Origin of the sequence: Streptococcus sp. CL6.22, from assembly GCF_049738055.1 — a bacterium.
Lineage (GTDB): Bacteria > Bacillota > Bacilli > Lactobacillales > Streptococcaceae > Streptococcus > Streptococcus mitis_DJ.
Genome location: NZ_JBKOTV010000004.1, coordinates 50125 through 62383, shown reverse-complemented (window position 1 = coordinate 62383; position 12259 = coordinate 50125). Strand labels below are relative to the sequence as shown.

13 protein-coding genes are annotated in these 12259 nt (G+C 32.9%); all 13 read left to right on the top strand.

Annotated elements, in window-relative coordinates; translation table 11 throughout:
• The first annotated feature begins 1 nt into the window (after position 1).
• The 13 genes from ACLNCW_RS02865 to ACLNCW_RS02805 all read left to right on the top strand — a co-directional run bounded on the left by ACLNCW_RS02865 (position 2) and on the right by ACLNCW_RS02805 (position 12258).
• Positions 2-1180 (top strand): hypothetical protein, encoded by a 1179-nt coding sequence (locus ACLNCW_RS02865; protein ID WP_424845335.1) that lies wholly within the window; start codon positions 2-4, stop codon positions 1178-1180.
• 569 nt (positions 1181-1749) lie between these two features.
• Entirely contained in the window at positions 1750-2328 is a 579-nt protein-coding gene (locus tag ACLNCW_RS02860) for a sugar transferase (RefSeq protein WP_033686967.1), read from the top strand.
• Between the two features lie 38 nt (positions 2329-2366).
• Complete coding sequence (locus ACLNCW_RS02855) at positions 2367-3059, top strand: YveK family protein (RefSeq protein WP_261014461.1); 693 nt, start codon at positions 2367-2369, stop codon at positions 3057-3059.
• Entirely contained in the window at positions 3052-3714 is a 663-nt protein-coding gene (locus tag ACLNCW_RS02850) for a CpsD/CapB family tyrosine-protein kinase (RefSeq protein WP_424845334.1), read from the top strand. Before ACLNCW_RS02855 ends, ACLNCW_RS02850 begins: the two co-directional genes overlap by 8 nt.
• Positions 3715-3749: 35 nt before the next feature.
• Positions 3750-4850: an EpsG family protein gene (locus ACLNCW_RS02845; protein ID WP_424845333.1), complete on the top strand. Its 1101-nt coding sequence runs from the start codon at positions 3750-3752 to the stop codon at positions 4848-4850.
• Positions 4851-4866: 16 nt separating this feature from the next.
• Positions 4867-5700, top strand: coding sequence for a glycosyltransferase (locus tag ACLNCW_RS02840; RefSeq protein WP_424845332.1), 834 nt, complete (start codon positions 4867-4869; stop codon positions 5698-5700).
• Entirely contained in the window at positions 5697-6095 is a 399-nt protein-coding gene (gene tagD / locus ACLNCW_RS02835) for a glycerol-3-phosphate cytidylyltransferase (protein ID WP_424845331.1), read from the top strand. Before ACLNCW_RS02840 ends, tagD begins: the two co-directional genes overlap by 4 nt.
• A 1-nt stretch (position 6096) precedes the next feature.
• Positions 6097-7176, top strand: a complete 1080-nt coding sequence (locus ACLNCW_RS02830) for a glycosyltransferase (protein WP_247953035.1) — start codon at positions 6097-6099, stop codon at positions 7174-7176.
• The gene (locus tag ACLNCW_RS02825; RefSeq protein ID WP_247953034.1) at positions 7173-8282 is read left to right on the top strand and encodes a CDP-glycerol glycerophosphotransferase family protein; all 1110 of its coding nucleotides are present in this window, start codon (positions 7173-7175) and stop codon (positions 8280-8282) included. Before ACLNCW_RS02830 ends, ACLNCW_RS02825 begins: the two co-directional genes overlap by 4 nt.
• A gap of 14 nt (positions 8283-8296) precedes the next feature.
• Positions 8297-9277, top strand: a complete 981-nt coding sequence (locus ACLNCW_RS02820) for a glycosyltransferase family 2 protein (protein ID WP_049544609.1) — start codon at positions 8297-8299, stop codon at positions 9275-9277.
• Positions 9278-9307: 30 nt separating this feature from the next.
• A complete protein-coding gene (locus ACLNCW_RS02815) occupies positions 9308-10288 on the top strand; it encodes a glycosyltransferase family 2 protein (protein ID WP_049544608.1) in 981 nt (326 codons plus the stop codon).
• Between the two features lie 22 nt (positions 10289-10310).
• Positions 10311-11270 (top strand): glycosyltransferase family 2 protein, encoded by a 960-nt coding sequence (locus ACLNCW_RS02810; protein WP_049544607.1) that lies wholly within the window; start codon positions 10311-10313, stop codon positions 11268-11270.
• Between the two features lie 13 nt (positions 11271-11283).
• Positions 11284-12258, top strand: a complete 975-nt coding sequence (locus tag ACLNCW_RS02805) for a glycosyltransferase family 2 protein (protein ID WP_049544606.1) — start codon at positions 11284-11286, stop codon at positions 12256-12258.
• Position 12259: the final 1 nt, after the last annotated feature.

The following is a 12259-nucleotide window of genomic DNA, read 5'->3' as shown; positions in this document are numbered from 1 at the left end:
CATGACACTTCCAGTTAGAAAATCCCTGCATGATGCGGTTTTACAGGCTTCAAAAGCTGATACTTGGGAACAAGCTACCAAGGAATGGAATGAAGTTTCCTTGATTTTTAACGGTATCGGCCGTAGCAATTGCGTCTGTGGAAATGCCATCAAGTACGCTTACGAACTCTTTAACGGCGTCACAGGTCAACGCCTCTTTCCGATTGGTAGCGATTGTGTTCGTCATTTTCATCGATTGTCTCTTGACCAGCAATTGGAAGAGGAAGAAAAACTGCTCAGAAAGGTTGAAAATTTGACCAGAAAAGCACAGAAAAAGGAAAAAATCAAGGTTAACAAAAGTGACTTTGACGAGCGACTTCTAAAGTGGCTCTGGAAAAAAGGTGTTTTTAAACCCAATCGTGGAAATCAGTTCTCACCTGAGAAAGACTACCAGCTCTTCCTAGAAGTCTTTCAAGGAGGAAGTTGGACCAAGGCAGAGCCCAAGAAGAAGGCTCGTATGGAGGAAGTTCTTGAAAAGTGTATCAAGCCCTTTTTACTTGGAAAACCGGATGACCAACTCTACATTGTCAAACTAGGTAAGGAAAAAATTGACTACGAACAGGAACTCCGTATCAAGGCAGAGAAAGAGCGCAAGAAAAGAGATAGAATCGCCAAGCAATATGCAGACAATCTTGTACTAGCCATGGGCCCAGCGGAGCGTGCTTATCAGGATTACTTTGGCTTTACAGAAACCCTGACCCAAGAAGAACGCAAGTGGGAGAAAATTCTTTTTGGTAAAAATCGAACAGAACGGGCTATCAAGGCCAAACAATACCAAAAAGAGCTGGAAAAAGACCAACGAATAGCTGGTCAAGACCCAATTGAAAGAAAGCAGAAGCAGACCTGGCTCCTCAATTCCTATTTTCGTGAGCTCCCTGAAGAAAAAGCCCGATTTTCTAGGCTCTTATTAGAATATCGAAAAAGTGGAGAAGTGCCATTTTCAACTGAATATCTGTCAGACCATCTCATCGAATTTTTCTATAAAATGAAAGCCTTTGAATTTGAAATCGCACCAGAACAAGTTCGAGATTTTCTAAAAGAAAGCCTCCAGGCAGACATTCTATCCTCAGCACAAGAAAGTTGGATAGAAGGAATTCTTATCAACTGTATTAAACCATTTTTAGAACGATTATTGATATAACTAACACCTACCGTGGAAATTCCATGGTAGGTGTTACTTTATTATTATCAAAAGATTTATTGAAAAACATAACGAAACTTATTTATATATGTTTTATTATACTATATAATGTGTAAAATCTATTGTTACTTTATGTTTAAAGTAGCTTAAATCCAATATTTATAGTATAATAACATTAGATAACTAGACAAATTAAAACCTATTTTTTGTATGTGTTTAGCATTTAAATATATAGAAATATAAAATCATTCATTTGTTTCTCGATGTTTTCGATTACTTGTGAAAATTCTGAATTTTCTAAACTAGTGTTCTAAAATAATAAATCTCCTGTTTCTCGATGTTTTCGGTTTCGATAATAAAGTAACTGCAAAATCAGAAGTCTAACTCCTGATCAGCAAAGATTTTTCACTATGAGTTCAACAATTGTCTTTACTTATAGTAAAACTATGTTTGAAACACATGGAAGAAACTCATCTAATTTAGTCTTATGACGCAAAATTGGAATTTTAAAACAGATTTAAGATATGTATATGTTTCAATATTTTCTTCATAAGAAAGGGGGGAATACAATGATGTATAGAAAAGTTAAAAGAATAGTTTCACTTATTTTTTCAATTTTTTCTTTAGTGTTTATGGCCCCTATTTGTCTCATTGCTTGTATTTTTATTGTTTTAGAATCAAGTGGCAATCCCATTTACATGCAAGAACGGGTTGGTATAAATGGGCAAAAATTTATAATGTATAAACTACGTTCCATGTATTTAGATGCAGAAAAAGATGGGCATCAATGGGCAGTTAAGGACGATCATCGGATTACTAAAGTTGGAAAATTTCTACGAAGAACCCGAATTGATGAATTCCCACAAATCATTAATATCATTAAAGGAGAGATGTCTTTTATCGGGCCTCGACCAGAAAGACCAGAATTCGTTAACGAATTTTTAAAGTATATTCCAGATTTTAATGATCGTTTGGCTATTCCTCCAGGAATTACAGGATGGGCGCAAGTGAATGGTGGCTACGATTTAACACCAAATGAAAAATTAAAATATGACAAATACTATATTGAGCATGAAAGTTTTCGATTGGATTGGCTTATTTTATTAAAAACTATTAAAGTGATTTTTACCGGACACGGCTCAAGATAATTTATACTAAGAAAATAAGTAAAGGACAAAAGTAAAATATGACTATTTTCAACAAAAATATCAATAGGATTTTTACTTTGATTAAGAGTAAATTTCTGTTTCTAATCCTTTTTACATTGATAGGAACTGTAGCAGTTGGTCTATATACTGTTTTTATTATCTCACCTGTTTATAGTCTTCAATCCAAACTCATTATGAAAAATGGTTCCGGACAAAGTACAGATGCGCAGACAATTGAAGCTCTTAATCTCTTTCAGAGACAAACTAAAACTTATCTAGAAATAGCCGATTTACCTCCTGTTAAAGAGGAGACGAACAAAGCTCTAGACTTATCTCCAGAGGAAATTTCAAAAATCCAGTCTGTTAAATTAACAAACGACTCAGGTTCTCAGTTGGTAACAGTAACCGTAAGAGCTCTCGATAGAGAATTAGCTGATCGTTACATAAGAGAGTATGTCATTCAGTATAAAAAATTTACAGCAGACAGATTAGGACGGGATAATTTATCAGTTGTAACAGAAGCATTGGGAAGTAGCTCTCCAGTTTACCCAGTTTTATGGAAGAATCTTCTTGTATCTATTCTAGTATTTTCTTTCATAGGATTTAACATTATCTTCATTAAGTATGTATTAAGTGACTCAATTGATTCTTATGAAGATTTAGAAGAGTTAGTGGGGACACCTGTTCTTGGGATGATACCCACTATAGAGAAAAAGAGGAAAGGTGTCTAACGTGTATATAGAAGTTATCCATAACAGCAAATCTCTCGTAGCTGAGTCCTTTAGAACGTTAAGAAGTAATCTTCAGTTCTCAGAATTCGGAAAAAATATCAAATTGATTGTTATTACAAGCGCCAATCCTAACGAAGGAAAGAGTGAAGTCAGTATCAATCTTGCTGCCTCTTTGGCTCAACAAGGGAAAAAAGTGATTATCATAGACGCAGATATGCGTAAACCAACCCAACATAAATTAACAGACTTAAACAATACTGAGGGATTAAGCACTTTTTTATTAAAAAGGTCAGGTGTAGATTCCATTAATCATTTAACGATAAATGATGTAAATTTAGATGTACTGACCTCAGGACCTGTTCCACCTAATCCATCTGAGATGTTAGCTAGTTCTTCTATGGAAGAAACACTAAGAGCATTTGAGGATTTTTATGACTATGTCATTATCGATACACCTCCCTTGCTGGCAGCAACGGATGCTCAAGTTTTAGCCAGCATTGCTGATGCCACCCTTCTGGTAGTAGACATCAAGAGCTCAAAACGGCGTCAAGTGATAGAAGCAAAACGACGATTAGATCACGTAGGAGCTAGATTACTCGGAGTTGTAATGAATAAAATTGATTCACATAAAGATACCTATTATTACTATTATTAAATTAAACTAACTATTTGAAAGGCAGGGGAGGAAAAATGACAATCTATCTTTTAATGTTCGTCTATATCTCTTTCCTGGCCTTTTTCTCATTAAAATATGAGGATAAAGAACAAGAGTTAAGATTTCTTGTTTTTCCAACTTTTTTATTTTTTATAATAATTGCAGGTTTTCGTACTTCTAGTGTAGGAGGAGATTTAGGAACCTATATCCATATTTTTGAATCAAATGACTTACAACTTCCGGATTTATCAAATCTATTTCGTTCTCGATTTGAAATTGGTTATTTAGTAAGTAATATTTTTCTAAGAAACTTCAGTTCTCACTATACATTTTTATTGTTTGCCTATGCCTTTATAACCTTATTTTTCTGGTTTTTTGTTCTTTATAAGCATTCTAAAAATGTTTACATGAGTTTATTGATTTACCTCAGCTCATTAGGACTCTTTTTTTATTCCTTATCAAATATCAGACAAGGTCTAGCAATCGCTTTAAGTTTTTTAGGATTTCACTACTTAGTAAAAAACAAGAAGATTTTAGCATCAATATTCATCTTATTAACTCCCTTATTTCATACATCTGGTATCGTCTGCCTCTTGTTTTTCCCCCTTAAAAAAATCGTTTTAAACAAAAGAGCATACCAGTTTGTGTTCATTTTATTTCTTATCATCTTTCCTTTTATCAAACAAATTGCCACTACCTTTATTTCTTTCTTTCCTCAGTATACTTCCTATCTGGAATCATCATGGTTTTTAGAAAGCAATAAATGGGCACCCGTATTTTTAACAATTTGGTATGGTATAGTTCTGCTTTTGGGAGAACTAGTGATTAGAAAGAAAAAATTATCTACTGAAGAAGAATATATAAGAAGTCTATTCTTTATCACCTTTTTACTAACCGCGTCAACTTTGCAAACAAGCCTTTTTGGTAGATTCGCACACTACTTTACCCCCTTTATTTGCCTATATATCCCCATGATTTTATCTAAAATAGGTGAAAAAAAAGTTCAGTGGATTTTATTTTATTTGGTGATATTGGTTTATGCTTCAATCTTTCTAGTCATTGTTTACTTTAAAACTGACTGGTACCATGTCGTTCCCTACCGTTCGGTTATTGTAGATTGGTTATTTGGAAATTAGGTTTAGGAGTTATAAAATGAAATTTTCAGTTTTAACTACAGTATATAAAAAAGAAACTCCTAGAAATTTAAGGAAAAGTTTACTAAGCTCTTATCATCAGACCATTAAACCAACAGAAATCATTTTAGTTTGTGATGGTACATTGCCAGAAGAGCTAGATAGAGAAATCGAAAAGTTGCAGAGAGAAATCCCGATTTTAAAGGTTTTTCATTTACCTAAAAACCTAGGCTCTGGACCAGCTTCCCTCTTTGGAGTCAATCAATGTCAAACAGAATTCATTGCAAGAATGGACAGTGATGACTATTCTCTAGAAACAAGGTTTGAGAAGCAATTAGCTGCCTTTGAAAAAAATCCCAACCTCATCATGGTTGGTTCCAATATTCTAGAGAAGAATACAGAGTTTACCGCCTTAAAGAAAGTACCAGAAACTACAGCCGAAATTCGTCAATATTCGAAAATGAGAAATCCCTTTAATAATCCATCGAGTATGATGAAAAAAGAGTATATCTTGAAGGCTGGTAATTATAGTAAATTCCGTTACCTAGAGGATTATGACCTCACAATGAGATTGTTACATGATAATCCAACTAAGGATTTTTTGAATATCCAGGAACCTTTAGTTGTTATGCAAACAAATGATTCCAGCTACCTACGTAGAGGTGGTTTCCTGTATGTAAAGACTGACTTTATGCTCCAATTAGATTTTTATCGTAGAAGAGACATTAGTCTAGTAGAATTTCTTAGAAATATTTTCCTTCGTAATGCGGTTCGAATTCTTCCGAATTCAGTTAGGAAATGGGTCTATCAGAAAAAAATGAGAGAAGATGTAGAGGTGATTAGGAAGATATGAAGAGAGTCATTACATACGGAACATTTGATTTATTGCATTACGGTCATATTAATCTCTTAAAAAGGGCAAAAGCCTTGGGAGATTATCTGATTGTAGGATTATCCACCAATGAATTTAATAGACTAGAAAAAAATAAAGAATGTTATTTTGATTACGAAGAAAGAAAATCTCTATTAGAGGCTATCAGATATGTGGATCTCGTCATACCAGAAGAAAATTGGGATCAAAAAATCTCAGACATAGAAAAGTATCATGCTGATGTGTTTGTCATTGGAGAAGATTGGCAGGGAAAATTTGATTATTTAAGTGATTTTGGAATAGAGGTTGTCTACCTATCACGAACCAAAGAAATTTCAACCTCTAAAATAAAGAATGATTTGAATCAAGGGAACTAGGATGAAATATCAGGTCATACATGTAACAGGTGGTGTAAGGAATACCATGAGTGGGGTACAAAGTTTTATCAAAAATCATATCCTAACTGATGATCAAGAGTTTGAATATATGGTCGGAGAGTCAAATGGAGAGGCTCATTTCCCATTTAATCAATACCTAGATGAAAAAGAAATTAAACGAATTGTATTTCCAGCCCTAAAGATTTCTAAACTATTTGCCTATGCGAGAGAGTGCCGTCAATTTTATGAAAATAATAAAATTGACATTCTACATGTTCATAATCCTATAACCGCTTTTATACATAATTACTATGCTCAAAAAAATGGTGTTCCAGTTAGGATTTACCACAATCATAGTAGCCAATTTTCAGACACTTGGTTAAAAAGTATTCGCAATCGATTTTTGGTCTTTTTAGCTTTGAAAAATGCGACTCATCGTGTCTCTTGTGGCAAATTAGCTGGTCTTAAAATATTTGGAAAGAAATCATTTCAAATCCTTCCAAATGCAATTGACATCAACAAGTATCGGTTTTCTCCAACTTTTCGAGAAGAAATTCGCAAAGAGTTTCATATAGCTGAACATCAAAAAGTAGTTGGGATGATTGGTATTTTAAATCCTTTCAAAAATCAGAATTTTTTGATTGAAATTGCTAAAGAATTGCCTGATGTTACTTTTTTCTTTGTTGGTGAAGGACCAGATCGTTCAATTCTAGAAGGAAAAAGTAAGGAATTGAAGAATATTATCTTTACAGGAAAAAGAGAAGATGTTCATAAATTTTATTCAGCCTTTGATATTTTTGCCTTTCCATCTTTGTATGAAGGTTTCCCAATCGTACTGGTAGAAGCTCAATGTTCTGGAGTCAATATTATCATGAATGAAACGATTGACCCAACAACTCAGATAGTTGGTGAACTCTGTACAGCTATGCCTCTATATAAGGATAAATGGGTAAACTATATAGAAAAGGCGCCTTTCAAGGATAAGCAACGACAGCTGAATAAACACCTAAAGCGATTTGACATCGAAGAAAATGTTCAAAATTTAAAAGAAATTTATAAGCAAGGTTTAAAAAGAGAATGATCAACTATTTAAAACCCTTACTGTTCAAAGTAAGTGATTTTACTTATAAAATAAATAAAATGATTCCCAAGAAAAGGAACAGAATTGTTCTCTATTCTAATTGGGGGTTTAGAGATAATCTTAGAACCCTCTATCACTATTTGGTGGATAATGACTATCAGGAAACTTATGAAATTGTTTGTGCTTCAAATGATTTTTATCATTTAGAAAAAGAGAATGATGTAAAGTATGTTTCAATTTATCGAGGTTTCTTTTATTTTTTAACATCTAAATATTTTTTCTATTCATTTGGCAAGTATCCCATCAAGCCTGCTCCAAATCAGATGGTTGTCAACTTGTGGCATGGAATGCCCTTAAAAAAAATTGGCAATCTTGAAGTTGGCATGGAAAAGATTGACTATAATTTCTTTACAAAATTAGTCTCTTCTTCAGATTTATTTACTCCAATCATGAAAGCAGCCTTTAATGCTAAGGACGAGCAGATGCTTCTTGTTGGCAATATTCGTAATGATGAGCTCTTTAAAAGGAAAGAAGAGAAGAAAATCATCTGGATGCCAACCTACCGCAATTCTAAAAACTATCATGATAGCCAAGCAGCATTGATATTTTCTTTAGAAGAAGAGGACTTTCAAAACATTGAAGAGCTACTTTCAAACTATGGCTATCAACTTTACATTAAACTTCACCCTCTTGAGGAATCTCGGTTACAATTCGAAATGAATGCTTCGACCATTCATCTATTAACAGAAGATATCATTAGTGAGCAATATGGGACTTTGTATACCTTTTTAGGAACAACCAGTGCATTGATTACAGATTATTCTTCAGTATTTTTAGATTATTATTTATTAAATAGGCCCGTTGCATTTACCATTAATGATTATGAGGAATACAAGGAAAAACGAGGTTTTGTATTTGAAGATGTGAAGAGTTTAATGGTGGGTAGTGTCATTCGTGATTCACATGATTTATTAGACTTTCTAGAGAGTGTCATGAAATCTGAAGATCCTTATATGGACGAACGAAAAAATGTCAATAACAAGGTAAATGCCATTCAAAAAGATTTTACAAAGACACTTTTGGATGAAATTGGATTAAGGAAATAAGGTTAGGATAAAGAATGATTAGTGTAATCGTACCTGTTTATAATGTAGAAACTTATCTGGAAGAATGTTTAGACAGCATTCAAAACCAAACCTACACAGACCTTGAAGTCCTTTTAGTCAATGATGGTTCTACAGATGGCTCACAAGCTATTTGTGAACGTTATTGCCAAACAGATAAGCGTTTCCGATTAATCAATCAAAGCAACCAAGGCCAAAGTGTTGCACGAAATACGGGTGTAGCAGCTTCAAGAGGCGAGTTTATTGCATTTGTAGATAGCGACGATATCATCTTACCGAATTATTTAGAAACCTTAATGCACTATATGAGTGACTACGTCGATATTGTAGAAAGTCAGTTCACCGTGCATAAAAAGGATTTCTTGGCTGCGAAGTCTCAAGAGATAAAGATTCTTTTTGAGGGAAATTCTGAAGAGGCAGTGAAAGTTGTTCCTAACCACCTACTAAGTGTCAATCCAGTCACAAAGCTTTATAGAAGAGCTATTGTCGAAGCTATTCCTTACTTAGAAGGCTTCATTTTTGAAGATATTTATAGTGGAATTGGTATGCTTAAATACATCAGAAAGATTGTTAAGATTGATTATGTAGGCTATTATTACCGTCAACACGCAACTAGTACCATGCATCGAACCTTTACTCCCAAAAACTTGGATGTATTTACAGTCAGTGACCAATTGATAGACTTGTATTCTGATAGGGAAGAACTTCTTCCTTATATTGGTAAATACCTAGTTCATGTAGCAACCATGCATTATCAAGACTATATTCAAAAAGGGAATCCCTATGCAGATGTCTATAATCAGAAATTGGCTGACTATGTAACTATCACCAAGAAAAATCCTGAGGTAGCCAAAAGTTCGCGTATGATTAGACTGTATAAGCTGTGTCCAAAATATTACAACACCATTCTATTTCCTTTCTATCACTCTATATGGAAATGGAAAAATGACATTCAGAAAGACAAGATAGAAGAATGAAACAGTATCATTCAAGAGGGAAAGAGGAAAATGATTAGCGTAATCGTTCCAGTTTATAACGTGGAAGAATATCTGGAAGAATGTCTAGAGAGTATTCGAAAGCAAACCTATCAAGATATCGAAGTCATTTTAGTCAATGATGGTTCTACAGATGGCTCCCAAGCTATTTGTGAGCATTTTTGCCAAACAGATAATCGCTTCCGATTGATTAATCAAAAGAATCAAGGTCAAAGTGTAGCCAGAAATCGTGGTGTGAAAGAATCCATGGGCGAATACATCATGTTTGTCGATAGTGATGATGTTGTGAAAGAGAATATAGTAGAAGTATTATTCTCCTATATGAAGGCGGATGTAGATATCGTAGAATGCAAAAGTACTAAAATTAAAGAAGAATTATTAAAAAATGAACCTAACAGAATTATATTTGAAGGAAAATCAACAGAAGCAATTCTTAATTGTATTGGCTATAAAGAAGTAAAGTATTGTGTTTTTACCAAGCTATATAGAAGAGAAATTGTTGAAAAAGTTCCATTTTTAGAGGGATATATTTACGAAGATCTTTATACAGGAATCAATTATTTAAAACATATTCGTAAAATAATTGTCGTTGATTTAGCAGGTTATTATTACCGAGTTCGTCCGAATAGTACTATGACCCAAGCATTTAATGAGAAAAATTTAGATATTATTACAGTAGGAAATAAATTAATCGAATCTTTCCAAGATGATGGATATTTATTACCGTATATTGGATACTTTATGTTTTATCTTGGACTTAGCCATTATCAAAGAGATGGAATCACGAGGAGGAGCCCTTATGTTGATTTATATGAAAATTTTATCAGAGAGTGTGCTTTTATTGCAAAGCAATCTCAAGAAGTTGTTTGTAAATACCGTTTACTAAGACTTTATTTAATGGCACCTAAATATTTTACAATAATTACTCATCCAGTATATCAGTTTATTGATAAAATATGGAATAATTTTAAAATGTTGATTCACAAACTATAACTGAAGGAGCCTATGAACAAAAATGATTAGTATAATTGTACCTGTTTATAATGTGGAATCCTATTTGAAAGAATGTTTAGAAAGTATCCAAAAACAAACTTATACAAATTTTGAAGTTATATTAGTTAATGATGGATCTACTGATAATTCAAAAGAAATTTGTGAAGAATATTGTAGGAAAGATACTCGTTTTCACTTAATAAATCAGGAAAACCAAGGGCAGAGTATTGCAAGAAATAGAGGCGTTGCTGAGTCTACAGGAGAATTCATTGTTTTTATTGATAGTGATGATATAGTAAAGTTTGATTTGTTGTCGCAATTAAATAAGCATATGTTTGATGGAATTGATATTGTAGAATGTAATATAACCGAGGATATTCATTGTTTAAATTCCGAAGGAAAAGAAATTGATGTTAAAGAATTGGATTCAAATGAAGCGTTATACCAATGTTTTAATCATGGAGTAAATTGGAGCCCTGTCGCAAAACTCTATCGTCGTAAAATAGTGGAGAAAGTTCCGTTTTTAGAAAATTTAATTTATGAAGATTTTTATACTGGAATCGTCTCTTTAAAATATATTCATAAAATGAGAAAAATTGACTATATTGGTTATTATTATCGATATCATACTTCTAGTACGATGAATCAGACATATTCAGAAAAGAATCTTGATATTTTTAAGGTTGGCGAAAAATTATTAGAGGAATTTAGAGAAGATAATTGGTTACCTTATGTAGGGAATATGTTATTTTTAGTCGGTATTGGACATTTCAAAAAGTATAACATAAGAGTTGGACATCCATATTATCAGTTATATGTTGATGCAATTGATAACTATTTTGAAATAGCTAAGAAATCATCAGATATTTTTAAATCTAGTAAACTATTAAGATGGTATAGTTATTCACCAAAATATTTTTTTAATTTATATTATCCTTTGTATTTAAGATATTTAGACATTCGAAAAAAATGGAAAATTTAATAGGAGGCTATTTATGATTAGTGTCATTGTACCAGTTTTCAATGTTGAAGAGTATCTGGAAGAATGTTTAGATAGTATTCAATGTCAAACTTATAGCAATATTGAAGTAATACTTGTTAACGATGGTTCTACGGATCATTCACAAGAAATTTGTGAGCGCTATTGTCAACAAGATCCTCGCTTTCACTTAATCAATCAAGCAAATAAAGGATTAAGTGGCGCTCGTAATCGTGGTATGACTGAATCTAAAGGCAAATTTATCACTTTTGTAGACAGTGATGATGTCATTAAAGACGATATGTTGGAGCAATTATTAAAGCACATGACTTCAGAAGAAATGGACATCGTAGAATGTTGGTATACAAATGATCAAAAAGAAATAGAAATCCCTTCTCCCGAGAATGTCAAAATTATTTTTCAAGGAAATGCTAAAGAAGCTTTAGTCTCTTTATGTAAAGATAATATTGTCCGTTTGAATGCAGTTGCTAAACTTTTTCGAAGACAAGTGATTGTCAATTTTCCATTTTTAGAAGGTTTATTTTATGAAGATGTGTATGGAGGAATGGGAATTTTAAAGCATATACACAAAATGGTGAAAATTGATTATACAGGATATTATTATCGTGTACGACGTGGTAGTATTATGAATCGCGAATTTAGTTTGAAAAATTTGGATTTGTTTACGATTTGTGATAAAGTGGAGCAACTATATGAAGGAAATGCTGACTCACTCCCATATGTACAGCGTCGCTTATTTCATTTAGTCTTGATGCACGTTGTTGACTATCGTATATTTGAGGGAAATCCCTATCAAGAGAAATATGTAGAATATTTGAATCGTTACGCTAAAAGTTCAAGGAAATCATTATTAATGCGGGCCTATCGCTTATTCCCTCAAAATATTGTCTTTATTTCAAGAGTTATTGGAGCCATTCAATGGAGATTTGAAAAATATATTGTAAAAAGATTTTGGAGAGGGTTGAAGTAGT

Excerpts from the sequence above, each read along its gene's own strand:
- ACLNCW_RS02865 (WP_424845335.1), top strand. The coding sequence starts at position 2 with ATGACACTTCCAGTTAGAAAATCCCTGCATGATGCGGTTTTACAGGCT.
- ACLNCW_RS02820 (WP_049544609.1), top strand. The coding sequence starts at position 8,297 with ATGATTAGTGTAATCGTACCTGTTTATAATGTAGAAACTTATCTGGAA.
- ACLNCW_RS02805 (WP_049544606.1), top strand. The coding sequence starts at position 11,284 with ATGATTAGTGTCATTGTACCAGTTTTCAATGTTGAAGAGTATCTGGAA.
- ACLNCW_RS02825 (WP_247953034.1), top strand. The coding sequence starts at position 7,173 with ATGATCAACTATTTAAAACCCTTACTGTTCAAAGTAAGTGATTTTACT.
- tagD (WP_424845331.1), top strand. The coding sequence starts at position 5,697 with ATGAAGAGAGTCATTACATACGGAACATTTGATTTATTGCATTACGGT.
- ACLNCW_RS02815 (WP_049544608.1), top strand. The coding sequence starts at position 9,308 with ATGATTAGCGTAATCGTTCCAGTTTATAACGTGGAAGAATATCTGGAA.
- ACLNCW_RS02830 (WP_247953035.1), top strand. The coding sequence starts at position 6,097 with ATGAAATATCAGGTCATACATGTAACAGGTGGTGTAAGGAATACCATG.
- ACLNCW_RS02855 (WP_261014461.1), top strand. The coding sequence starts at position 2,367 with ATGACTATTTTCAACAAAAATATCAATAGGATTTTTACTTTGATTAAG.
- ACLNCW_RS02810 (WP_049544607.1), top strand. The coding sequence starts at position 10,311 with ATGATTAGTATAATTGTACCTGTTTATAATGTGGAATCCTATTTGAAA.
- ACLNCW_RS02840 (WP_424845332.1), top strand. The coding sequence starts at position 4,867 with ATGAAATTTTCAGTTTTAACTACAGTATATAAAAAAGAAACTCCTAGA.
- ACLNCW_RS02845 (WP_424845333.1), top strand. The coding sequence starts at position 3,750 with ATGACAATCTATCTTTTAATGTTCGTCTATATCTCTTTCCTGGCCTTT.
- ACLNCW_RS02860 (WP_033686967.1), top strand. The coding sequence starts at position 1,750 with ATGATGTATAGAAAAGTTAAAAGAATAGTTTCACTTATTTTTTCAATT.